The 22,307-nt window shown below is 50.2% G+C and carries 25 protein-coding genes; 2 read left to right on the forward strand and 23 right to left on the reverse strand.

Annotation, left to right across the window (positions count from 1 at the left end; translation table 11 throughout):
- Positions 1-32: 32 nt before the first annotated feature.
- From EDC33_RS02560 to lepA, 12 genes are all read right to left on the reverse strand, one after another.
- The gene (locus EDC33_RS02560; RefSeq protein WP_094905667.1) at positions 33-716 is read right to left on the reverse strand and encodes an NfeD family protein; all 684 of its coding nucleotides are present in this window, start codon (positions 714-716) and stop codon (positions 33-35) included.
- A gap of 117 nt (positions 717-833) precedes the next feature.
- Positions 834-1,010, reverse strand: a complete 177-nt coding sequence (gene rpsU / locus EDC33_RS02565) for a 30S ribosomal protein S21 (protein ID WP_017548804.1) — start codon at positions 1,008-1,010, stop codon at positions 834-836.
- 101 nt (positions 1,011-1,111) lie between these two features.
- The gene (gene deoC / locus EDC33_RS02570; RefSeq protein ID WP_094905668.1) at positions 1,112-1,777 is read right to left on the reverse strand and encodes a deoxyribose-phosphate aldolase; all 666 of its coding nucleotides are present in this window, start codon (positions 1,775-1,777) and stop codon (positions 1,112-1,114) included.
- A gap of 74 nt (positions 1,778-1,851) precedes the next feature.
- Positions 1,852-3,204: a tRNA (N(6)-L-threonylcarbamoyladenosine(37)-C(2))-methylthiotransferase MtaB gene (mtaB, locus tag EDC33_RS02575; protein WP_094905669.1), complete on the reverse strand. Its 1,353-nt coding sequence runs from the start codon at positions 3,202-3,204 to the stop codon at positions 1,852-1,854.
- Positions 3,205-3,290: 86 nt separating this feature from the next.
- Positions 3,291-4,016, reverse strand: a complete 726-nt coding sequence (locus EDC33_RS02580) for an RsmE family RNA methyltransferase (RefSeq protein WP_124010083.1) — start codon at positions 4,014-4,016, stop codon at positions 3,291-3,293.
- Between the two features lie 4 nt (positions 4,017-4,020).
- The gene (prmA, locus tag EDC33_RS02585) at positions 4,021-4,953 is read right to left on the reverse strand and encodes a 50S ribosomal protein L11 methyltransferase (protein ID WP_094905670.1); all 933 of its coding nucleotides are present in this window, start codon (positions 4,951-4,953) and stop codon (positions 4,021-4,023) included.
- Between the two features lie 2 nt (positions 4,954-4,955).
- Positions 4,956-6,080, reverse strand: a complete 1,125-nt coding sequence (gene dnaJ / locus EDC33_RS02590) for a molecular chaperone DnaJ (RefSeq protein WP_040104572.1) — start codon at positions 6,078-6,080, stop codon at positions 4,956-4,958.
- A gap of 94 nt (positions 6,081-6,174) precedes the next feature.
- A complete protein-coding gene (dnaK, locus tag EDC33_RS02595; RefSeq protein ID WP_094905671.1) occupies positions 6,175-8,007 on the reverse strand; it encodes a molecular chaperone DnaK in 1,833 nt (610 codons plus the stop codon).
- Positions 8,008-8,053: 46 nt separating this feature from the next.
- Positions 8,054-8,668, reverse strand: a complete 615-nt coding sequence (gene grpE / locus EDC33_RS02600) for a nucleotide exchange factor GrpE (RefSeq protein ID WP_094905672.1) — start codon at positions 8,666-8,668, stop codon at positions 8,054-8,056.
- A complete protein-coding gene (locus EDC33_RS02605) occupies positions 8,655-9,668 on the reverse strand; it encodes a heat-inducible transcription repressor HrcA (RefSeq protein WP_124010084.1) in 1,014 nt (337 codons plus the stop codon). Before EDC33_RS02605 ends, grpE begins: the two co-directional genes overlap by 14 nt.
- Before the next feature lie 100 nt (positions 9,669-9,768).
- The gene (hemW, locus tag EDC33_RS02610) at positions 9,769-10,884 is read right to left on the reverse strand and encodes a radical SAM family heme chaperone HemW (RefSeq protein WP_124010085.1); all 1,116 of its coding nucleotides are present in this window, start codon (positions 10,882-10,884) and stop codon (positions 9,769-9,771) included.
- A gap of 44 nt (positions 10,885-10,928) precedes the next feature.
- Positions 10,929-12,752, reverse strand: a complete 1,824-nt coding sequence (gene lepA / locus EDC33_RS02615) for a translation elongation factor 4 (RefSeq protein WP_124010086.1) — start codon at positions 12,750-12,752, stop codon at positions 10,929-10,931.
- 161 nt (positions 12,753-12,913) lie between these two features.
- Here lepA and rpsT point away from each other — a divergent pair, with 161 nt between their 5' ends.
- On the forward strand, positions 12,914-13,159 hold the full coding sequence (rpsT, locus tag EDC33_RS02620) for a 30S ribosomal protein S20 (RefSeq protein WP_031548992.1): 246 nt from the start codon (positions 12,914-12,916) through the stop codon (positions 13,157-13,159).
- Between the two features lie 77 nt (positions 13,160-13,236).
- Here the strand turns inward: rpsT and holA are convergent, their stop codons facing one another.
- Entirely contained in the window at positions 13,237-14,199 is a 963-nt protein-coding gene (gene holA, locus EDC33_RS02625; RefSeq protein ID WP_124010087.1) for a DNA polymerase III subunit delta, read from the reverse strand.
- A gap of 92 nt (positions 14,200-14,291) precedes the next feature.
- Between holA and EDC33_RS02630 the strand changes: the two genes are divergently transcribed.
- The gene (locus EDC33_RS02630) at positions 14,292-14,426 is read left to right on the forward strand and encodes a YqzM family protein (RefSeq protein ID WP_084217810.1); all 135 of its coding nucleotides are present in this window, start codon (positions 14,292-14,294) and stop codon (positions 14,424-14,426) included.
- 9 nt (positions 14,427-14,435) lie between these two features.
- Here the strand turns inward: EDC33_RS02630 and EDC33_RS02635 are convergent, their stop codons facing one another.
- The 10 genes from EDC33_RS02635 to yqeH all read right to left on the reverse strand — a co-directional run bounded on the left by EDC33_RS02635 (position 14,436) and on the right by yqeH (position 22,306).
- Positions 14,436-16,676 carry a DNA internalization-related competence protein ComEC/Rec2 gene (locus EDC33_RS02635; protein WP_124010088.1) on the reverse strand — a complete coding sequence of 747 codons (2,241 nt, stop codon included), beginning with the start codon at positions 16,674-16,676 and terminating at the stop codon, positions 14,436-14,438.
- Positions 16,673-17,134, reverse strand: a complete 462-nt coding sequence (locus EDC33_RS02640) for a ComE operon protein 2 (protein WP_040107039.1) — start codon at positions 17,132-17,134, stop codon at positions 16,673-16,675. Before EDC33_RS02640 ends, EDC33_RS02635 begins: the two co-directional genes overlap by 4 nt.
- A 24-nt stretch (positions 17,135-17,158) precedes the next feature.
- Positions 17,159-17,770 carry a helix-hairpin-helix domain-containing protein gene (locus EDC33_RS02645; RefSeq protein WP_094906046.1) on the reverse strand — a complete coding sequence of 204 codons (612 nt, stop codon included), beginning with the start codon at positions 17,768-17,770 and terminating at the stop codon, positions 17,159-17,161.
- Positions 17,771-17,905: 135 nt separating this feature from the next.
- Positions 17,906-18,652 carry a class I SAM-dependent DNA methyltransferase gene (locus EDC33_RS02650; RefSeq protein WP_229716650.1) on the reverse strand — a complete coding sequence of 249 codons (747 nt, stop codon included), beginning with the start codon at positions 18,650-18,652 and terminating at the stop codon, positions 17,906-17,908.
- Complete coding sequence (gene rsfS / locus EDC33_RS02655) at positions 18,639-18,974, reverse strand: ribosome silencing factor (RefSeq protein WP_094905679.1); 336 nt, start codon at positions 18,972-18,974, stop codon at positions 18,639-18,641. Before rsfS ends, EDC33_RS02650 begins: the two co-directional genes overlap by 14 nt.
- Positions 18,975-18,978: 4 nt before the next feature.
- Positions 18,979-19,548: a bis(5'-nucleosyl)-tetraphosphatase (symmetrical) YqeK gene (gene yqeK, locus EDC33_RS02660; protein WP_094905680.1), complete on the reverse strand. Its 570-nt coding sequence runs from the start codon at positions 19,546-19,548 to the stop codon at positions 18,979-18,981.
- Positions 19,538-20,101 carry a nicotinate (nicotinamide) nucleotide adenylyltransferase gene (gene nadD / locus EDC33_RS02665; protein WP_094905681.1) on the reverse strand — a complete coding sequence of 188 codons (564 nt, stop codon included), beginning with the start codon at positions 20,099-20,101 and terminating at the stop codon, positions 19,538-19,540. The genes yqeK and nadD overlap by 11 nt, the downstream gene beginning before the upstream one ends.
- Positions 20,098-20,394 (reverse strand): ribosome assembly RNA-binding protein YhbY, encoded by a 297-nt coding sequence (gene yhbY / locus EDC33_RS02670; RefSeq protein WP_094905682.1) that lies wholly within the window; start codon positions 20,392-20,394, stop codon positions 20,098-20,100. Before yhbY ends, nadD begins: the two co-directional genes overlap by 4 nt.
- On the reverse strand, positions 20,391-21,200 hold the full coding sequence (aroE, locus tag EDC33_RS02675; RefSeq protein ID WP_094905683.1) for a shikimate dehydrogenase: 810 nt from the start codon (positions 21,198-21,200) through the stop codon (positions 20,391-20,393). Before aroE ends, yhbY begins: the two co-directional genes overlap by 4 nt.
- Positions 21,200-22,306, reverse strand: a complete 1,107-nt coding sequence (gene yqeH / locus EDC33_RS02680; RefSeq protein WP_124010090.1) for a ribosome biogenesis GTPase YqeH — start codon at positions 22,304-22,306, stop codon at positions 21,200-21,202. The genes aroE and yqeH overlap by 1 nt, the downstream gene beginning before the upstream one ends.
- Between the last annotated feature and the right edge of the window lies 1 nt (position 22,307).

A 22,307-nucleotide genomic window follows, 5' to 3' on the forward strand; every position in this document is an offset into this window, starting at 1 on the left:
ACATTAGATTCATGTAAAACGCTCCTTTTAGATTATTCTTCCAGTGGACGGACTACAACCCTGGTTCCTTCAACATGTATCACTTTAACTTCAACATCCCCGGTGATATAGCCGCCTTCCGCCACAGCGTCGATCCGCTCGTCCCCATATCTTATCGTGCCCGAGGGCCGGAGCGGTGTGACGGTCTTGGCCGTCTCGCCGAGCAGATAGGATCTGTCATCGAATGATGTATAACCCGATTCTGCATCTGTCGCATCCCTCAGAATCAGACGATTGAGGAATGGCAGCTTACTCTTTTTCTTTTTCACAAATATCACCCACTCGATTATAGCTAGAAAAATGATGACGAGAATGTAAAAACTGAACAGAAGTGCACTGCCGCTCACCAGAACCATGCTTACTATGATGATGATGCTGCCAATCAGTGCCAGGAAACTTCCGGTCATGAATAGTCCGACGACTATGAAAAGGATGCCGATGATGAAGAGGGCAAGTACGATTCCATTATATTCACCGATGAGAAGATGTCCTGCATAGTAGACGATGATGGAGAGTATTGAAAGCATACCGATGATACTGACTCTTTCGGAAAAGAGCTGATAGATCAGCCCCAGGAAGAATATCGCTAATAAAATAAAGGCAATCAATGGCATCGTAACCACATCTCTGAAGGCAGTGAGAATATTTCCTATCACAAATGCCTGAGTTAGAGCCATGACAATCCCCTCCATTAACTTTATTATACATGAAACCGTTATATTATTAAATTGATTGCATAAAAAAAGACAGCACAGTGTGCTGTCTCTATATCGTGATTATCAGAGGGAGTCGAACTATTTGAATTTACGCTTACGGGCAGCTTCAGATTTCTTCTTACGCTTTACGCTAGGCTTTTCGTAGAATTCTCTCTTACGAGCTTCCTGGATCGTACCGCTTTTAGAAACTGTGCGTTTGAAACGACGCAGCGCGTCTTCAATAGGTTCGTTCTTCTTAACTACTGTTTTAGACATCGTCTTCCCTCCCTCCGGATAACAAAAACCTTACTTTTACATAGCAATTACTATGTACTCACACATTATAATATATTGTAAAAAGCGGGTCAACTGCTAATTCAATAACTGCTCTCACTTGTACCGCCGCTGACGATCTCCTTGCCGCTTGAGGCACCGATCCTTGTCGCGCCGCTCTCGATCATGAGTTTGGCATCTTCAAATGAACGGACACCGCCGCTTGCCTTGACGCCCATGTCTTCCCCGACGGTCAGGCGCATCAGCGTGACATCCTCAGCCTTGGCACCTTCGCCATTGAATCCGGTCGAAGTCTTGACGAAATCGGCGCCGCATTTTTTGCTCAGTTCACATGCTTTGACGATTTCATCGCTGTCGAGCAGTGCCGTCTCGATGATGACTTTGACGAGTACATCCTGGCCGGCTGCATCGCATACAGCTTTGATGTCGTTGTATACAAGATCTTCATTGCCGGATTTCAAAGCGCCGATGTTGATGACCATATCGACTTCGTCGGCACCATTCTGGATGGCATTCATCGTTTCAAAGGCCTTGACTTCGGATGTTGTTGCACCGAGCGGGAAACCGATGACGGTGCACACTTTGACATCGCTGTCCTTCAGCAGGTCACTGCATGTTGAAACCCATGTCGGGTTGATGCATACGCTGCAGAAATTGTATTCCATCGCTTCCTGGCACAGTTCGAAGATCTGGTCCTGTGTAGCAGCTGGCTTGAGCAGTGTATGATCGATATATTTCGATAGTTCCATAGTATCACTCCATTAGTTGTTGGGATCGGTTGTTCGGTCCTGTTTCATTATATACTAGTTGGACCATTCATACATCAGATAGTGCGTTCGAGATAGGCATAGGCTTTGACCATCGGCTTCTCAAGTACTTTGACGACCTCGCCCTTGCTTACCGGATAGCCTGGCTCGGTGATTTTGACCTTGACGAGTTCGCCTGTAAGTGAAGCATCGCCTTCGACTTCCACTTTGAGGTAGTTGTCGGAGTGGCCGATGAGTTTGCCGTCCTTCTCCTCCTCGGGGATGATTTCGAGTACATCGTCCTTGAACTGCTCTGCATATGAAGTTGCCAGTGCGTTCGACAGTTCAATCAGTCGATGGACACGCTCATTCTTGACCCCTTCGTCCACCTGATCCGTCATCCGCGCCGCCGGAGTGCCCGTACGGATGGAATATGGGAAGACATGCAGTTCTGAGAAGTGGTGCTTTTTGATGAAATCGAACGTTTCCATGAACTCCTCTTCCGTCTCACCCGGGAAGCCGACGATGACATCGCTTGTGATGGCGACGTTCGGCATGATTTCCTTCAGTTTGATGATGCGGGATTCGAAGAATTCCATCGTGTATTTTCTGCGCATGCGCTTGAGCACGGTGTCGCTGCCCGACTGGATCGGTATATGCAGGTGGCGGACGATCTTATTGGAATCATTGATCACATCGATCACTTCATCCGTCAGCTGGCTGGCTTCGATGCTGGAGATGCGCAGACGGTTCAGGCCGTCCACTTCCTCCAGGTCACGGAGCAGCTGTGCAAGGTTGTAGTCCTTCAGATCCTCGCCATAGCCCCCTGTATGGATGCCGGTGAGGACGATTTCCTTATACCCTTCATCCACGAGCTGCTGCGCCTGTTCCACGACCTTTTCCGGGTCACGTGAGCGCATGAGGCCCCTGGCCCATGGAATGATGCAGAAGGTGCAGAAGTTGTTGCAGCCTTCCTGGATCTTCAGTGTGGCGCGTGTACGGTCCGTGAAATAAGGCACATCCATCTCTTCGTATGTACGCTTCTTCATGATGTTCTTGACTCCGTTGATCGGCTGGCGCTCCTCATGGTACTGGTTCACATAATCGATCAGCTTGTCACGGTCTTCAGTACCGATGATGATGTCGACACCGGGGATATTCAGAATATCCTTCGGGGACGTCTGGGCATAACAGCCTGTAACACAGACGACTGCGTCCGGATTGTTTCGGATGGCACGCCTGATGACCTGCCTGCTCTTCTTGTCCCCTGTATTCGTCACTGTGCATGTGTTGATGACGAATACATCCGCATTCTGCGTGAAGTCGACACGGTCATAGCCTTCGCCCTTGAAGAGCTGCCACATCGCTTCTGTTTCATAGTGGTTCACTTTACAGCCTAATGTATGGAATGCGATTGTTTTTTCGCTCATAAAAATCAGATCTTTCTTCAGTGGATTTGTGGTTCATCTGCCCCATATAATAGCATAGCCTGCCCCTTTCTTCAATGAGAGGCAGGCTATTCGAACGTGGCGCTGATCGCCGACAACGCATAAAGCGGGGCCGTTTCGGCACGAAGTATCCTGGGTCCGAGACGAATGGAATTGTGGCTGGAAAGCGCCTCTGTTTCCGCTTCACTGAAGCCGCCTTCAGGCCCGAATATGAAAGCGATGCGGTCGCCTCCACTGAGGGCCTGGAGCGTCTCGTTTAGGCTTGCAGCCGGATTGGATGCATTGCCTTCATAGGCGAACAGTACATGGTCGAAAGCATCGAGGGACAGCTCCTTCACAGCCGGCACGAAACCGATTTCCGGGATATGCTGCCGTCTGCTTTGTTCACTTGCCTCCCTGATGATCTTCATGTACCTTTCGATACGCTTCCGGCGCTTCTTTTCGTCAAGCTTCACGATGCTCCTGTCCGCATCATAGATGTTGAATGCATGGGCGCCGAGCTCCGTCGCCTTCTGGATCATCCAGTCGAACTTCTCGCCTTTCAGGAGCGGGCAGTAGACGGTGATGTCGACGGGCAGTTCCGGTGCTTCCTCCACCAGTTCCAGTGGACGGCATTCCACGGTTTCCCCGGCCGATGTGATCTCGCATAGGAAAGTGTGCCGGCTGCCGTCCACCATGTGGAAGGCATCACCGGGCTTGAAACGCATCACATTCTTCATGTGGTGTGTATCATCAGCTGACGCTGTGAAAATCTCACCAATGCTTAATTTTTCATCCGTAAAGTATCGCTGCATGGTCTCACGCTTTCCTGGCCAGAATGCTGACCCATCCATTTTCTTCAAGCACTTCCTCTACGGAGAAGCCGGCACCCTCCATATGCGCAATGATATCATCGCGTGCTTCCGTAATGATTCCGGATGCAATGAAGCTGCCGCCCGCATTCAGGCGGTCATGCGCATCATCGATCATGTCATCGATGATATGGGCGAGGATGTTCGCAATGATGATGTCGTATGTTCCTGTTTCCGACTTCAGAAGATCGCCCGTTTCAAGCACTATATCTTCTGCACACCCATTCAATTCGAAGTTTTCCCTGGCGACCTTTATGGACAGTTCATCGATATCCGTCGCCTTGAGGTCCCTCGCCCCCATCAGGTGGGAACCGATCGTCAGAATGCCCGAGCCTGTGCCGACATCGATGATCTTGTGTTCCGGTTTGACCGTGTTCTCAATCATTTTGAGGCACATGCTGGTCGTCGGATGATCACCTGTACCGAAAGCCATGCCAGGATCAAGTTTGATCAGCTTATCATCCGGCTGGAATTCGTAGTCCTCAAGTTCCCATGACGGCACGATGACGAACTGTTCGGAGACACGGAAGCTGTGGAAATACTTCTTCCATTCGTTTTCCCAGTCCTCTTCGTTGATTTCCTTGGTTTCGATGACGATGGCAGACTTCTCGTCGAGCGGCTGCGACTCGATGAAATCATGGATTTCACCGAGTCTTCCCTCAATGTCCGCAGTCTCGTCAAAATAGACGGTGATCCGGATGTCGCTTTCAGGGTAATCCTTCGGATCGAGGCGGTATTTATCGTCGAAGTCATCGATCTTCTGCTTCAGTATATCCAGGGAATGCTCGACGGAGATCCCTTTTGATATCGAATTGAGGAACAGTGCAAAGGACTCTTCATTGCTTTCCTTCGTCTGGATGGATACTTCATGCCATTTCATATCTAGTCACCCTTAAAGAATCGTTTTGTCTTGTCGAAGAAATTCTCGTTCTGCTCGGTGATGTCTTCACCGCCATGTTCGGCAAGCTGGCGGAACAGATCCGCTTCACGATCTGTAAGCTTGGTCGGCGTAACGACCTTAACAGTGACGAACTGGTCACCATAGCCATATCCGTGGACATTCTTCACGCCTTTTTCCTTGAGGCGGAAGCGCTTGCCGGACTGGGTGCCTGCAGGAATCGTAAGCACAACTTCCGAGCTCAATGTCGGTACTTTCACTTCATCACCAAGCGCCGCCTGTGCGAACGAAATCGGCAGTTCGAAGTGGATGTCATCGCCGTCTCTGGTGAATCTGGAGTCCGGTCTGACGCGGAACACGATATAGAGGTCTCCCGCCGGCCCACCGTTGATTCCAGGGTCGCCTTTGCCCTGCAGTCTGATCTGCTGGCCGTTGTCGACGCCTTCAGGGACGGTGACTTCAATCTGCACATCTTTTGTGACAGTGCCTGCACCTTTACAGCTGTTGCAAGGATCCTCTATCTCTTCCCCTGAACCGTTGCAGGTTGGGCATGTGCGTTCGGTCTGTATCCTGCCGAATGGTGTATTCTGCTCTACAGCTACACGGCCTGCACCGGAGCACATCTTACATGTCGATTTGGATGTACCCGGCTTCGCACCGGTACCGTCGCAAGTATCACAGTTGACTTCTTTTTTGACTGTGATGGTTTTGGTGACTCCGAAGACGGCCTCATCGAAATTGACGGTCATCGTATATTGAAGGTCATCACCTTTCCTCGGTGCATTCGGATCCATTCTGGAGCCGCCGCCAAAGAATGAGCTGAATATATCCTCGAACCCGCCGAAGCCGCCGGCGCTGCTGAATCCGCCACCGCCGCCGAACTGCTGGTTCATGCCTTCATGGCCAAAGCGGTCGTACTGCGCCCGCTTGTCCTCATCACTCAATATTTCATAGGCTTCCGATATCTCCTTGAACTTGGCATCGGAGCCTTCTTCCTTATTTATATCCGGGTGGTACTTTTTCGACAGCTTGCGGTATGCCTTCTTTATTTCGTCCTTTGAAGCATCCTTGCCGACGCCAAGCACCTCATAATAGTCTCTTTTCGCCATTCTATCGCCTCCAACCTGTATACTATATCATTTAAAAAAGTCAAAGCCAATGCTGTTGGCTTTGACTTTCATCAATCAGAAATTGATATCATGATTATTTCTTATCGTCTTCGTCCACTTCTTTGAAGTCTGCATCCACGACATCATCGCCGGACTCCTGGGAAGTCTCTCCGCCTTCTTGGGCCTGCTGCTCCTGAGCCATCTGCTCATAGAGTTTCATGGACATGCCTTGGACAATCTGTTCAAGTGCTTCCTTTTTGGATTTGATTTCATCCATATCGGAACCTTCAAGTGCTTTCTTGAGGTCTTCTTTTGCACTTTCCGCCTTTTCTTTCTCTTCAGCGTCGACTTTGTCTCCAAGGTCTTCAATTGTTTTGTCGGTTGTGAATACAAGCTGATCCGCTTCGTTTCTCAGATCCACTTCTTCACGGCGTTTCTTGTCTTCTTCTGCGTTCTTTTCAGCTTCTTCGACCATTCTGTCGATATCGTCATCAGAGAGGTTGGAGCTGGATTCGATTGTGATCTTCTGCTCTTTGCCCGTGCCCTGGTCCTTCGCTGTAACATTGACGATACCGTTCTTGTCGATGTCGAATGTCACTTCGATTTGAGGCACGCCTCTTGGTGCTGGTGGAATATCCGTCAGCTGGAAACGGCCAAGCGTCTTGTTGTCTGCCGCCATTGGACGCTCACCTTGCAGTACATGGATATCCACGGCCGGCTGGTTGTCGGAAGCTGTGGAGAATACTTGGGACTTGCTTGTCGGAATCGTCGTATTGCGCTCGATGAGGACTGTGGATACACCGCCCATCGTTTCGATGCCGAGTGACAGTGGTGTCACGTCAAGCAGAACAACGTCCTGTACATCTCCGGAAAGTACGCCACCCTGGATGGCTGCACCCATTGCAACAACTTCGTCCGGGTTGACACTCTTGTTCGGCTCTTTGCCGGTTTCCTTCTTGATGGCTTCCTGTACAGCCGGGATACGTGTAGAACCACCCACGAGGATGACCTGGTCGATTTCGTTCCTGTCGATGCCGGCATCTTTGATCGCCTGGCGTGTAGGTCCCATCGTACGCTCTACAAGGCTGTTGGAAAGCTCTTCAAATTTTGCACGTGTCAGGTTCATTTCAAGGTGCAGCGGTCCTGCTTCCCCTGCTGAAATGAATGGCAGTGAAATCTGTGTGGAAGACACACCGGAAAGGTCTTTCTTCGCTTTTTCAGCAGCATCTTTCAGGCGCTGCATTGCCATCTTGTCCTGGGAGAGGTCGATGCCGTTCTCCTTCTTGAATGACTCTACGAGATGGTCGATGACAACCTGGTCGAAGTCGTCCCCGCCAAGGCGGTTGTCACCGGCTGTGGAAAGCACTTCGAATACGCCGTCGCCGAGTTCAAGGATGGATACGTCGAATGTACCGCCACCAAGGTCGAACACCAGTACTTTTTCATCCTGTTCCTGCTTGTCGAGGCCGTATGCAAGCGCTGCCGCAGTCGGTTCGTTGATGATGCGCTCCACTTCAAGTCCGGCAATGCGTCCGGCATCCTTCGTCGCCTGGCGCTCTGAGTCGTTGAAGTAGGCCGGTACTGTTACGACAGCTTTAGCAACCTTTTCGCCCAGGTAGCTTTCTGCAGTTTCCTTCAGGTTCTGGAGGATCATTGCAGAGATTTCCTGAGGTGTGTAATCCTTGCCATCGATGTTTTCCTTGTGATCTGTACCCATATGCCTCTTGATGGACATGATCGTGTTCGGGTTGGTGATCGCCTGGCGCTTCGCGACTTCACCGACCTGTTTTTCGCCATCTTTGAATGACACGACGGAAGGCGTCGTACGGTTGCCTTCTGCATTCTGGATGACTTTCGGTTCTCCGCCTTCCAATACGGATACGACAGAGTTTGTAGTTCCCAAGTCTATGCCTATAACTTTACTCATAATAAGATTCCTCCATTATAGAAAATTTTCATTCGGTGTTGTACTGCTATTCGCTTACTTTGACCATGCTCGGGCGGATGACCCTGTCCTTCAGGATGTAGCCCTTCTGGAATTCCTCGATGACGATACCGTCATCTTCGTCGGAAGCTTCCGTCATCACGGCCTGGTGATAGTTCGGATCGAACGGTTGTCCGACACTCTCTATTTCCCTTACATCATGCTTCATCAATGTGTTGACGAGGTCGTTATAGACCATCTCCACACCTTTGAGGAGGGAATTGAACGAGTCGGAGTCCCCTTCGATCTTGAGTGCACGTTCGAAATTGTCGATGATCGGCAGCAGGTCCTCAACCATTCCCTGATGCTTGTACTTGTTGTTGGTTTCCATTTCCTGACGGTTTCTGCGCTTGAAGTTTTCAAACTCCGCATAGAGCTTCAGGTACTTGTTCTCTTCCGTTTCGACCTGCTGCTTCAATGATTCGATCTCTTCATCTTTCGCCTTCAGTTCTGAATCTGCTTCATCCCCGCCATCTGCTTCGACGTCGGCTGCATCTTCAACCGCCACGTCTTCGGTTTCAGTCTGGGAGGTTTTTGTTTCCTCTTCAGAAGCCTGTCCATCAAGCTCCTGCTCCAATTCTTCCTTGGTTTTATTCTCTGTCACTGCGATCACTCCTTCTTATTTCCTGGTTCCGGATGGAATACATCAGTCGGATGACTTCCTTGTACCCCATTATTTCAGGACCAATTATCATGAGATTCCCATCCATGCCATTGACGTTGAAATTCGTTGCAATGACCGAAATGGAATCATAATCCCGATTCAGCTCGTCACTGAAATATACGTCGACCCCATCTATTGTATTGAGATCGATGATATCATTCAACTGATCCGATTCCATATCATCGTACAGCAGCTGTAATGTACTGATATCCGTGCTGATCTGGTGGATCAGATGATTGAAGCCGGAATGGCCGACCACCTGCTGCGGTTCGCCTATTCCGTCAACGACCGCGTTGATGATGCTTGATTTGAGGGTGCCGAGCTGACGCCTGACACGTATCGCATGGATGATCGACGGCAGGCTGCTCACAGGCTGTCCATATGAGAGCACATTCATTTCATTACCAAGCTTTTCAAGCTCTGGAACAGTGACATTTCCATCCATTTCAACCGGTATCTTTCTGATTGTTCCCGACTCAAGGACGATGATAAGGAGTAGTGTATTTGTGGTGATGGGTGTCAGAAAAAGACCTTTGACCGTTTCGTCCTCTTCGGACAATGACACTTGTGTCAGATACTGTGTCGTATTGCTGATCATATCGGCCAGGGACCGGCTCATCTCATTGCGGTCCATATCCCCTCCCGCTTCCGGGATGATGTTGAAATTCAGCTGGTCTTCGGATTCGCCGATCTGCTTGTTGAGCATATCTATATAGAAGCGCAGCGCCTTCCTAGAAGGAATCCTGCCGGCTGATGTATGGGGTTTCGTCAGGAAGCCGTCAGCTTCCAGCCTGACCATTTCGTTTCTGACGGTCGCCGAAGAGATGTCAAGCCTGTACTTTTCAATCAGATGCTTGGAACTGATCGGCATCATAACCTTCAAAAAGTCATCGACAATTGAAAAAAGAATGATCTCCTGTCTCTGGGTTAAAATTGACATCACCTCATTAGCACTCTATATCCTTAAGTGCCAATATTAATTTATCAAAATGGTCAAAGTATGTCAATCCTTATGTTCGATAATTGCCGAAAACCCAATTTTAGAGCAGGAACTCCATGAATACGGTGTTTCCGACCAGACGCCCCTTCTCCGTCAGGGAGATGAAACCATCCCTTTCCTGAAGGTGCCCCTTTCCGATTTCCTGTTCGAGCACGGATCCATACACATCACCCATCGGGCGGCTGAACTTCCTGTCGAACCTTGCGATTTCGACGCCCCTGTTCATACGGAGGCCAAGGAACATCTCCTCCTCCATCTGCGCCTTCTCATCGAGCGGCAGGGTTTCCTTGACGACACTGCCCGTCTCCTTCATGGACTGGATATAATGGTTGACCGGCTTGATATTGTAGTACCGCGTCCCGCCGACATACCCATGACTGCCTGCCCCGGTGCCATAGTAGGGTGCGTTCAGCCAATACGTCTTGTTGTGGGCAGATTCGTACTGCGGCGTCGAAAAATTGGATATCTCATACTGCGGGTAGCCGCGCTCTGCCAGGGCTTCGATGATATGGAAGTACTTCTCCCCTTCCGCCGAATCATCATCCACCTGCATCCGTCCTTTCCTGATCTGGTTGTAGAACACCGTATGCGGTTCGATGATAAGCGAATACCAGGAGATGTGCTTCGGTTTGAGGCGTTCGATGTGGCGCAGGCTGTCTTCTATATCTTCCATCGTTTCCCCAGGCAGATTATACATCAGATCAAGCGAATAGTTGTCGAGGCCGATCTTCTCCATATGATTGATGGCATTGAATATATCATCATAGCCGTGGGAACGGCCGAGCACTTTCAGAAGGTCTTCATTGAATGTCTGCACACCAAGGCTGATGCGGTTCACACCGTAGCTTTTGAGCACATCGAGTTTCCCCGGCGTCAGTTCATCAGGATTGGCCTCGAACGTGAACTCATCCGTCACCGTGAATTTCCCGGTGACCACTTCAAGCAGACGGGCAAGCTGCGCCTCCGTCAATGCCGTCGGTGTGCCCCCGCCGACAAAGATCGTCTTCATGCAGTCCTCCCCGATCATTTCGATCTCGCGGATCAGTGCATCCAGATAGTCGTCGACCGGCTGATTTTTGATCAGTACCTTGTTGAAGTCGCAGTACGTGCATATGCGGTTGCAAAAGGGAATATGAATATAAAGACTCTCGACCATTTTTTCCACTCCATTCAAAAGTAAAAGCCACTTGATAGTGGCTTCTACTCTTCATCCATTTTAAGTACAGAAAGGAATGCCTCCTGAGGTATTTCGACATTTCCGACTGCCTTCATTTTCTTCTTTCCTTCCTTCTGCTTCTCAAGCAGTTTGCGCTTCCGGCTGATGTCCCCGCCGTAGCACTTGGAAAGTACGTTCTTGCCCATCGATTTGATGTTCGTCCGGGCGATGACCTTGTTTCCGATTGCCGCCTGGACCGGCACTTCGAACTGCTGGCGCGGAATGAGGGTCTTAAGCTTCTCCACGATATTCTTGCCCCGGTCGTATGCAAAGTCGCGGTGGACGATGATGCTGAGTGCGTCGACTTTCTCGTTATTAAGCAGTATATCCATCTTGACCAGCCTGCTTTCCTGGTAGCCGATGAGTTCATAGTCGAATGAAGCGTAGCCCTTCGTCTGACTCTTGAGCTGATCGAAGAAGTCGAACACCACTTCCGACAGAGGAATTTCGTAGATGATGTTGACGCGGATGTCATCCAGATAATCCATGTTGACGAAGTTGCCGCGCTTCTTCTGGCAAAGCTCCATCACTGCTCCGACATATTCATTCGGCACCATGACCGTGGACTTGACGTAAGGTTCCTCGATGTGGTCGATCTTCTGCGGATCCGGCATTTCTGCAGGGTTATCCACCGTCATCACCGAATCGTCCGTCATGTACACTTCATATATCACTGAAGGTGCAGTCGCAATCAGCTCGATGCCGAATTCACGCTCGATGCGTTCCTGGACGATCTCCATATGGAGCAGACCGAGGAATCCGGTACGGAAACCGAAGCCAAGTGCCTGGGATGTCTCCGGCTCGTAGACGAGGGAGGAGTCGTTCAGTTCAAGCTTCTCGAGCGCCTCACGCAGGTCGTTGTATTTGCCCGTGTCAATCGGATAGATGCCGCAGTAGACCATCGGGTTCATCTTCTTATAGCCTTCAAGCGGTGTTTCCGCCGGATTGTTGGCCAGGGTTATCGTGTCTCCGACGCGGGAATCGCTGACATTCTTCACGGATGCCATGAGGTAGCCGACGTCTCCGACGGTCAGCTCCTTCACAGGCAGCGGCTTTGGTGTGTTGATGCCGACTTCGGCCACTTCAAATTCCTTGCCGGTCGCCATCATTTTGATCTTGTCGCCCGGTTTCACGGTCCCTTCCATGATCCGTATGGAGGAGATGACACCCCGGTATGGATCGAAGACAGAGTCGAAGATCAGTGCCTTGAGCGGTGCGGACGGGTCTCCTGCAGGAGCAGGGACAGTCTTGACGACGCGCTCCAGAATCTCCTCGATGCCGATGTTCGCCTTTGCAGAGGCACGGATGGCCTCGTCCTTGTCGAGCCCGATGACGTCCTCCACTTCCTGGGCAATCCGGTCGGGATCCGCTGCAGGCAGGTCGATCTTGTTGATGACTGGAATCAGTTCGAGATCGTTATCCAATGCCAGATATACATTGGCAAGCGTCTGCGCTTCGATGCCCTGTGCCGCGTCCACGACAAGCACAGCCCCTTCACATGCTGCAAGGGATCTCGAGACCTCGTATGTAAAGTCGACATGCCCCGGTGTATCGATCAGGTGGAAGATGTAGTCTTCCCCATCCTTGGCCGTATATTTAAGCTGTACCGCATTCAGTTTGATTGTGATGCCGCGCTCACGCTCCAGATCCATCGAATCCAGGAGCTGCGCTTTCATCTCCCTTGATGTGACGGACTTGGTGTTTTCAAGAATACGGTCTGCGAGTGTACTCTTGCCGTGATCAATATGGGCGATGATTGAAAAGTTCCTTATTTTTTCCTGACGTTTCAAACGCTCTTGATCATTCATATATCTTCCAACTTTCTCTTATTAGACAGTGGTTGTATTATAACAACAAACATAATTTCATTCAATTCATTTTCCATTTATATTGCATAACGGCGGGATATTTGATAAAATACTTTTTGTTGCAATAAAAGTTGTACAACTACAAGGTGGAGGTGAATGCAATGCCTAACATTAAATCAGCAATCAAAAGAGTGAAGACTACTGAATCCGCTCATAATCAGAACATTGCCCAAAAAAGTGAGATGCGCACAGCTGTCAAACGCGCAATGACTGCTAAAGAAAATAATTCAGAAAACGTTGAAACACTCGTTTCAAACGCTGTGAAACACGTAGATAAAGCTTCCAAGAAGAACTTGATCCACGGTAACAAAGCAGCACGTATGAAATCCAAGCTCATGGCAAAATAAAACCTTCCACAGGAAGGTTTTTTTATTTGCCGTAAATGAAGACAGCCCCCTTTAGTCATTCCTGAAGGGGGCCGTTTTCATATCTCCATGATGAACAGTTCAAACAGGCTCTGCCTGTCCAGATAGCTGGATTTGAACTTGTAGTCGATGTCCCGGCATTTGACCATCTTTTGTTCAAGCTCCTCCTGCCGGTACTTCCTGACCTCGCGGCCGGCAAGCTTCACCCTGTACGGGTGGACCTTGAGGGATTTTGCAATGAAGTCCCCCTGATAGCCCTCACCCTGCATCAGCTTCACCTGGTAAAGCAGCCTGAGCTGGCTGATGATGAGGTGCAAAAGCTGCATCGGCTCCTCATTCTGCAGGATGAGCACCCTGAGCAGCCTTACCGCTTCCGCCTTTCTGCCCGAGAGGATGAGGTCCGTCAGTTTGAAGATGTTCTGCTCCAGGCTGACGCTGACGATCTCCTCGACATCCTCCCTCGTGATGGTGTCCTCCACATACAGGAGCAGCTTTTCAAGCTCGTTGGTCACGTGATCATACTTGATGCCGACCAGCTGGATGAAGAGGTCGAGGGCTTCAGGCGCCATATCGACCTCCGCCTTCTCGGCCGTGCTTCTTATATGGCTGCGGACTTCCTGCTCGGTCATTTCGCTGATTTCCGTCACTTTCCCCTTCGACTTCATCAGTTTGGTGATCTTCTTCCTGTTGTCCAGCTGTTCGCTGTATACTTTGAAGATGATGAGCGTATCATCATTCTTATTGTTGATGTATTCCACAAGCAGGTCGATATTGTGTTCGACTTCCGAGCGCACTTTGGCCCCGGTGAAGGAAAAGGCATCCTCCACGATGACGGCTTTCGCATCCGAGAGGAACGGCAATGTCTGCGCTTCCTCTATAATGGCTTCAACCGGTGTCTCTTTATAATTCAGGGTGACTATGCTGAAGGCATCCGGCTCTTTGACATAGGACTGTGCCAATATCTTTGCCTTTTCGGAAATCCTCATGGTGTTGCTACCGTATATTAGCTGTAATCGTTCCATTTAACGTCACTCCTGTATTAATTGTAAATCCATTATAGCTTTTTTATAATAAATATCCTATACTATTAGTGATATGTTTAGGAGGTTATCTCATGAATAAATTCGAAAAGCATGTACAATCAAAGAACAATGATGTCGTCGATTCCGGACTCGGCTTCATCGTCGGATTCCTTGGGCTTACTGTAATCTACGTCATCGCCCAGATCTTCCAGATTGTTGCCGGATAGAAGAGCTGATCATTCAGCTCTTTTTTTTATGCAGTGATTGAGCGATGGATCAAGCTTCGTTTCGATGCACATCTCCCTGCCGTCGATCCTAAAACGCACCATGCCGTGCTTCGATGTATCAAGAATGGCCATACCCCCTGCCCGCTCCAAGACCTCACGGTGCGGATGCCCATACCGGTTCCCCGCCCCAGCGGATATGAGGCCATAAGTGAAATCCGAATTGGCAATGAAATATTCTCCTGTGGATGTGTCCGAACCATGATGTGCAAGCTTCAGCACATCCGCTTCAATCCGGCCTGCCTCGCCCACCCACAACTGCTCCATCTCTTCATCCGTATCCCCTGTAAAAAGGAAACTGTAGGACCCGGTGTCCACTTCCAGTACCAGTGAATTCCTGTTCGGATCATCATCACTGTGCGCAGGTCCGGGGAAAAGCCGTCTGATGGCGATATCCCCCACCTGCAGCTCCCTGGTTTGAAGTGCATCTACGACCGTTCCCCGAAAATCATCGGGCATCTCTTCATGCCACACCTGGAAGCCGGGATCGTTGGGGTTCACGTATATGTGGTCCACAGACATCTTTCCGATGATATGATGCGCCTCCCCCACATGATCCAGGTCGAAATGCGACAGGACCATCATATCGATGCGGTCGATTCCCGCTTCCTTGAGATATGGGAGGACGGTCTGGTCGGAGAGCATCTGTCCCGCATCCCGATAATAATATCTGCCGCCCGTATCGATGAGGAGGACGGAGCGGTTCCGGTGATCCTCTATGACGAATGCATCCCCCTGGCCGACATCCACCATTGTAACAGTAAAGTCATCGTGGGGAATACGGTCGATCAGAAATATTGATAGGATGAAGCATGCAGAAAGCATCAGGAACCGCCTGACCTGCCTGAGACAGAGGGTCCGGATCATCCAGTAGGACAGGGTGCTCAGCAGGATGAGCCAGAATGGCCCCAGGCTGCCCACCGATGTACGGTGGTCCATGCCGTCAGCGATCAGCGTGATCACATCCTTCAGAGTTCCGAAGACGAAAGCGTATCCTGCATCCACGACTTCAGGCAGGTGGGTGAAAACCATGATATTGAACAGTATGACCATCGGGAAGATGACGGAGGTGAAGATCGGTACAAAGATCATATTCATTGCAATGCCGCTGATGCTCAGTTCATTGAACTGGTGGAGCAGGATGACCAGCGTGGATATCTCGGCGATCAGGGTGATGCCGAGCAGTTGGATGAAGAAGCCTGAGCCGCTCCAGTAATGGCGGCTCAGGATGATCATGAAGGTCGTGATGTAGGACAGTTGGAAGCCGGCATGGAGGACGATCCAAGGATTGATCACGACCTGCACCAGTGCAGAGAGCGAGATGACGGAAAGATACGGCTTTTTTCTTGTGAATGAAACAAGGAGCAGCGTCACCGTCATGAAGACTGCCCGAAAGACGCTCGGACTGAAGAAATTGAGGCACAGGAAGACCAGAAGTGCGGCAATCATCAACAGCTTGATCAAAGTGATGTCCAGCCTGAACCGGTTCAGTACATGGAACAGGATGGCAGTGATGAAGGCCACATGCGTGCCCGAGATGACATAGAGGTGATAGATGCCGAGCTTCTGCAGCTTATCGAAGAGCTCGGAGGTGATATATGACTTGTTGCCGACGGATAGGGTGAGTATATCAAACTTATAGTCATGCACTGTCGACCCAAGCACGGCTTCCATATATCCGTCACGCATTTCTGCCAGCTGCATGCCCCATGTCATGGGACCTGCCGCACATTGGCTTGAATCGACCGAATCGGCATATATGCGGCCATCCAGACCATTGACCTTCATGCGCACACGGTCATCCTTCTTGATGAAATTCCGCTGCACTTCCGGCACCACCACTTCAAAAGGCCCCTGGCATACTGCCCCAACCGGGAGTTCTACCGCCTCCTCCATGTACAGGTCGTAGCGTCCGTCTTCATGGGCCACAGTATGTGCGACTCCATCCCGGTAGTACTTATAGCCAGTGACTGTCACGTTATCCACCATGGCGGGTGAATCGGTTTCAGGCAAAATAAAGACAGCCATTGCTACAATGGCTGTCGTTCCAAGATGGAAGAGAAGGAATGCCTTCCCCTCCATTCTTCTATGGCATATGAGACTGGAAATGATGATGAAAAACACCGCCGGAACCGGCTGGGCATGCAGAATGTATCCATTGAGCACCGAAAGCAGTATGAGAAAAAGGATCATGGCTGCTTTTCAAAAGAATCGATGATGCTTGCCCTGTCGAAATCGATGCGTTCATAATGGACACCGGTCTTATCCAGCAGTTCCAGGGCGTATGGATGGTTCTTATAGTCTTCGGCATAGTATATGTATCGGATACCGGCCTGTATCAGCGACTTCGTGCAGTGTACACATGGGAAATGCGTGACATAGATGCTCGCCCCTTCCGTGGACACGCCGAATTTGGAGCATTGGAGCAGTGCATTGATTTCCGCATGGATGGTCCTGATGCAGTGGCCTCCTTCAACGAGGCAGCCGACATCTATGCAGTGGGCCTCTCCCGATACGGATCCATTATAGCCACCGGCGATCACCCGGTTGTCCTTCACGATCGTCGTCCCCACCTTCAGCCGCTCACATGTCGAACGGAGGCTCAATAGGTGGCTCTGTGCCAGAAAGTACTGATGCCAGTCTATTCTCATTCTATCCCTCCTCTTGTCTGTCCATTAATCTATTGTAATATAAGGTTCCAGACTTTCAAATGTTTTATCGCCGATGCCGGGTATGTTCTTGATGTCTTCAAGTTTCATGAACAATCCGTGCTCCTCCCGATAATCGATGAAGAGCTGTGCCTTCTTCTCTCCGATGCCGTTCAATGTCACGAGCTCCTCCACCCCAGCGGTGTTGATGTTCACCTTTTCGCCGTCATCGGCGGTCGCGGGGCTTTCGGGCACGGGGACATCCGCCTCCCCGACTTCTCCGGCCACAGGTACGTAGATCACCATCTCGTCCACAAGCTTCATGGACTGGTTGACGGTGAGGAGGTCTGCATCGGCCTCAAGCTGGGCCATCTCCAGCACATTTTTGACCCTGGCATCAGGCGGCAGCTCAAATACCCCCGGATACTTCACCGCACCCTTCACTTCCACAAAAATGGTCGCCGCTTCCGTCGTCATCTCCTCCAGGGAGGGCTCTTCAATGGAGGATTCCGGCTGATAGGCCATCACCTCCACACCCTCATCGGCGGAAAGCAGGGCAAAGGCTGCAGCCACCAGCAGCAGGACGCCACCGCCGGCAATCCAAAATTTGTACTTCTCCCATATTGATCTGATATCCATCATGCCATTCTCCTCCATAAAAAACCTCTTTATATATATATATGGAGCAAAAAGGGCATTTTGATTTTTTTCGATGTCAAATAAATAAAAAAACTTGAGAAATAAAAATAACCCGGCTCAATAGCCGGGTTCATGTCATCGCTGTTTCTTCTTCAATATATAGAATACCCTATCACACACTTCTGTCACTGCATTCTCGGCATCAAAATCACTGAATGCGGTATCGATGATGAATCCGGACCTGTCGATGAGCTGGAGCATGTCCTTATGCGTATAAGTCCGCTGGACATGTGTTTCCTGCACTTTACGGTAAAGGTCCGATGTTTCCTCCTCCTTTATGAAGAAGGTCATGTCGTGGATGACGGAAAGGGGCGCCTCCCCTTTGATGGCATTCCATATATAGGTGATGTGATCCGTTTCATCACTGTATGTCACATCGTTGAAGTCGTTCGTCATCTTGAAGACGCTGTGGATGTCGAATATGAAGAGCCCCCCGGGGGTCAGGTGGTTGTAGACATTCTCAAGAACAGCCAGCACCTCACCTTCGTCGTGGCAATAGTTGAGGACGTCGACGGTCGCCGTCACCATATCAAACTGTCTGCCGAGATCGAAATCCTTCATGTCGCCCTGAACATACGAGATATTCCCTCCACTTTCCTGTCTCGCCACATCGATCATCATATCCGACTGATCCATGCCGATGATTTCATCGAAAGGCAGCTGGGCCGTCAATCTGCCCGTCCCGCAGCCGATGTCGAGTACCGTCCGGCGTCCACCCTTGAATTGGCGGATGATGTCGAGCCACAGTCCATAGGGCATATCATATGTCAATTCATCATAATAGTGGCTGAACAGCTGATAGACGGGTCTAGACTTCAACACGCTCACCGTGTTTGAACAGGCGTTCAAGGTTATAGTAGTCTCGTTCAGGCTTGTGGAAGACATGTACAACCACGTTATTGACATCAAGAAGGACCCATTTTGCATCCTTATATCCTTCAACGAGGAAATCCAGATCATTCTCCTTGCAGACATCCATGACTTCATCTGCAATCGCCTGCACCTGCCTGTCCGAATTCCCATGGCAGATCAGGTAGCAGTCCGTGACACTGCTCGTATCACTTACATCAAATTTCATGATTTCTTCTGCACGTTTATTATCACATGCTTCAATCAGCATATTGACAAGGTGTTCCGTATCCATACAGTCACTCCTTAACCATATTATAGTAGTTGAGGCACTCCACTGTCCTGTGATAGACTGCCCGGTCCTTCGAGACCAGATGGAGCACATTCGCTTTTGTGATTTCATATATCGCGAGATCGAGGTTCTTCTCCTCGAATACGATATCACGTATTTGGTCGACGCCGGGCTGGGACCGTTTCGGTTCGATGTAGTCGGCAACATAGATGATCTTCTCATTCAGGGACATATGGCTTCTGCCGGTGGTGTGGTTCATTATCGCCTGGTAGATCTCCTCGTCCAGGATGCCGTGCTCCTCCCGCATCTTGACTGCCGCCACAGGTCCATGCAGCACTTCAGCTTTAAAGCTCAGCAGTTCCGGGTCGAGCTTGTAGTTCGTCACGTACTGGTACATTTCTCCCAGTTCATCGTATTTGGAGAAATCATGGAGAATGCCGGCCAGGAAACATTTGTTGGCGTCCCCACCATATATCTTGGCCATTTCAATTGCTGTTTCAGCAACCCGTTTGGAATGCTTGTAGCGTTTCTCGGGCAGTTTGTCCTTTACGAGGGTGATGGCTGCCTTATGCTTCATACAGATGATTCTCCTTTACATACTGATACACTTCGGGATCCAGCTGATGGCGGACGATTTCACCGTCCCTGATGCGGTCCCTGATGATTGTGGAGGATATTTCGATCACCGGCTGGTTGATGGTGATGAACCTGTCATCGCTGATGGGCTCACCCGAATACCGGTCCATGATGACGAAGTCCATGAGCTTGAGCAGTTCCTCATGCCGATGCCATTTTTCAAAACTCTTATACTGATCGGTACCGATCAGGAAATAGCGTTCATCCTCCGGATATTCTTCCTGCAGATGGACGGCTGTATCATATGTGTAGCTGATGCCTTCCTGGGTCATTTCCCAGTCGTCGATCTCCATGAAACCATAATCCCTGATGGCAAGTTCCAGCATATTCAGGCGATGATCATCCCGGGTGGGCGCATTCTTTTTGAGCGGCGACTGCTTCGCGGGAATGCAGACCACCTTGTCCAGTCCAAGTGAAATTTTGGTTTCAACGATCGCATGGATGTGCCCGGGATGGACCGGATCGAATGTTCCGCCAAAAAAACCTATCTTCATGACAGCTCAATCTTTTTATTTTCTTTTGACTCCCTATACAGCACAATCGTATTGCCGATGACCGTAACGATATGGCTCTCCGTCCCTTCGCTGATCTGTGCTGCAATGTTGTCCTTGTCTTCAAGGCAGTTCTGAAGGATGGAAATTTTGATCAGTTCCCGTTTTTCAAGCACATCGTCGATCTGCTCCAGGAAATTGTCATTCACCCCATTTTTACCGACCTGGAAAATGGGGTTGAGATGATGTGCCTTTGATTTGAGCTGCTTCACTTGACGTGAAGATAATTTATTCATGATTTACCTCCGATATATTCTTCATATTTTTTATTTATTGCCCCGTAGTCCCCTTCTTCACCTGTCCAGATGCCATATGCGTCCATTGCCTGATGGATGAGCATCGGCATACCATTCATATGATGGCCGTCCGCAAAATACTCAAGGAACTTCGTCTTCTGTGGCTGATAGATCAGGTCGACTCCGACCGCACTTCGGGATATCAATGATTCAGGAATATCCATCTCCTTCAGAAGGTCCTCCCCCTTCATGCCCACGGGTGTCGCATTTACGATGGCATCAAACTCTTCTGTCCCGGTGATGTCCGGGATCAGCATGGCTTTGAAGTCATCGTCTGTGAACCGTTTGAAGCTTTCGATGCGCCGGGCCGCGATCGTCACGTCATCCCCATTGTTGGCATGCGCGCGATGGACGGCTTTGGCGGCCCCGCCCGCACCGATGATGAGCACGCGCCGCTTTGCCTGGCCGAAAACCTCGAGGAAGGCATTCATGTAGCCGGTAATGTCGGTATTGTGGCCCGTCAGCCTGTCCCCATCGATCGATACCGTATTGACCGCTCCGATCTTCTTTGCGTCCGTGTCCACTGCATCCAGATATGAAATGATCGCTTCCTTATGCGGAATCGTCACGTTGAATCCTGAGAGCTCCTTCGACGCAACCAGATCCCTGATATGCTGCAAGTGATCCGGATGTACAGAAAGTGCCGCATAGTTGTCATCTGATCCCTTCGCCTCAAAATTCGCATTGTGGATGAGGGGGGAGAGAGAATGGGAGATTGGATATCCTATTACTGCATAATTACCCATTATACCCCACCTTTAAATATCGTCGGCCTGCTTGTGACATCGATTCCTTTCGGAACGCGGACCGACACTTTTGCGCCTGCACCCACACGGATGAAGGCCAGACCGCTGATGGAAATGTCGCTGTCCTCCCTGATGTCGAATTCGAACGTTTCATAGGACGCGCTCAAATATGGCGTCTCGAGTTCCGGGGGTGCAAGCAGTGTGTTGAAATGCTTTTCGTAGAAAGCCTCGGCATTTTCCGTCTTGGTACGGTGGATGTTCAGCGCGTGGTTGGTATAGACGATGAAGCTGTTCCTGTCCCCATCGACGAAATCAACACGTGCGAGATTCGATATGAACAGCGTCTGACCGGAGTCCAGCTGGAACCCCTTCGGCTTGATTTCCTTCGCCGGGGTGATGTGCTTCAGATCCTCACTGCTCACATAATGGGCCATCTGGGAATCCATCACTACACCCGGGGTATCATAGATGAATGCACCCCCGCCGAGCGGGATGTCGATCAAATCGAGCGTCGTGCCCGGGAACCTGCTCGTAGTGATCACTTCCTTATCGCCGGAAGTATTCTCGATGAGCCGGTTGATCAGCGTCGACTTCCCGACATTCGTCGTGCCCACGACATAGATATCCTTACCGTCGGCATATCCCGACAGCTTATCGACGAGCTTATCGATGCCCTCATTCTTCATGGCGCTGACCACTACCGTGTCCACGGCTGTGATGCCCGCTTCGCTGAGCATCTGCTTTGCACGGTGCACCAGACGGCCGCGGTTGATGGATTTCGGCAGCAGGTCGATCTTGTTGATGACGGCGACCACCTTCTTGTCGCCGACGATACGGTTGAAGGAAGGGATGAGGCTGCCATGGAAATCGAAGACATCGATGACTTTGACGATCAGCCCGTCGGTTTCATACAGGGCGTTCAGCATGGTCATGAACTCCCCGGAGTCCACATCGATATCCATCACTTCATTATAATGTTTGAGCCGGTAGCACCTTTTGCAGATCGGCTCCTCCTTGTCGAGCCCGCTTGCCGGGATGAACCCCGGTCTATTCTTATCTTCGGTCTGCAGCTCAGCGCCACAGCCGATACATTTTATCGATTCCAAA

The organism is Salinicoccus roseus, from assembly GCF_003814515.1.
GTDB classification, from domain to species: domain Bacteria; phylum Bacillota; class Bacilli; order Staphylococcales; family Salinicoccaceae; genus Salinicoccus; species Salinicoccus roseus.

Bases quoted from the DNA above. Each gene is read 5' to 3' on its own strand.
- dnaK (WP_094905671.1), bottom strand. From the start codon at position 8,007: ATGAGTAAAGTTATAGGCATAGACTTGGGAACTACAAACTCTGTCGTA.
- EDC33_RS02645 (WP_094906046.1), bottom strand. From the start codon at position 17,770: ATGGATATCAGATCAATATGGGAGAAGTACAAATTTTGGATTGCCGGC.
- prmA (WP_094905670.1), bottom strand. From the start codon at position 4,953: ATGAAATGGCATGAAGTATCCATCCAGACGAAGGAAAGCAATGAAGAG.
- lepA (WP_124010086.1), bottom strand. From the start codon at position 12,752: ATGAATGATCAAGAGCGTTTGAAACGTCAGGAAAAAATAAGGAACTTT.
- EDC33_RS02560 (WP_094905667.1), bottom strand. From the start codon at position 716: ATGGCTCTAACTCAGGCATTTGTGATAGGAAATATTCTCACTGCCTTC.
- rpsU (WP_017548804.1), bottom strand. From the start codon at position 1,010: ATGTCTAAAACAGTAGTTAAGAAGAACGAACCTATTGAAGACGCGCTG.
- yqeK (WP_094905680.1), bottom strand. From the start codon at position 19,548: ATGAAGCATAAGGCAGCCATCACCCTCGTAAAGGACAAACTGCCCGAG.
- mtaB (WP_094905669.1), bottom strand. From the start codon at position 3,204: ATGAGCGAAAAAACAATCGCATTCCATACATTAGGCTGTAAAGTGAAC.
- rsfS (WP_094905679.1), bottom strand. From the start codon at position 18,974: ATGGATACGGAACACCTTGTCAATATGCTGATTGAAGCATGTGATAAT.
- EDC33_RS02635 (WP_124010088.1), bottom strand. From the start codon at position 16,676: ATGATCCTTTTTCTCATACTGCTTTCGGTGCTCAATGGATACATTCTG.
- nadD (WP_094905681.1), bottom strand. From the start codon at position 20,101: ATGAAGATAGGTTTTTTTGGCGGAACATTCGATCCGGTCCATCCCGGG.
- yhbY (WP_094905682.1), bottom strand. From the start codon at position 20,394: ATGAATAAATTATCTTCACGTCAAGTGAAGCAGCTCAAATCAAAGGCA.
- dnaJ (WP_040104572.1), bottom strand. From the start codon at position 6,080: ATGGCGAAAAGAGACTATTATGAGGTGCTTGGCGTCGGCAAGGATGCT.
- EDC33_RS02640 (WP_040107039.1), bottom strand. From the start codon at position 17,134: ATGAGAATAGACTGGCATCAGTACTTTCTGGCACAGAGCCACCTATTG.
- EDC33_RS02580 (WP_124010083.1), bottom strand. From the start codon at position 4,016: ATGCAGCGATACTTTACGGATGAAAAATTAAGCATTGGTGAGATTTTC.
- EDC33_RS02605 (WP_124010084.1), bottom strand. From the start codon at position 9,668: ATGTCAATTTTAACCCAGAGACAGGAGATCATTCTTTTTTCAATTGTC.
- deoC (WP_094905668.1), bottom strand. From the start codon at position 1,777: ATGGAACTATCGAAATATATCGATCATACACTGCTCAAGCCAGCTGCT.
- rpsT (WP_031548992.1), top strand. From the start codon at position 12,914: ATGCCTAACATTAAATCAGCAATCAAAAGAGTGAAGACTACTGAATCC.
- aroE (WP_094905683.1), bottom strand. From the start codon at position 21,200: ATGGGTAATTATGCAGTAATAGGATATCCAATCTCCCATTCTCTCTCC.
- EDC33_RS02630 (WP_084217810.1), top strand. From the start codon at position 14,292: ATGAATAAATTCGAAAAGCATGTACAATCAAAGAACAATGATGTCGTC.
- holA (WP_124010087.1), bottom strand. From the start codon at position 14,199: ATGGAACGATTACAGCTAATATACGGTAGCAACACCATGAGGATTTCC.
- hemW (WP_124010085.1), bottom strand. From the start codon at position 10,884: ATGGTCGAGAGTCTTTATATTCATATTCCCTTTTGCAACCGCATATGC.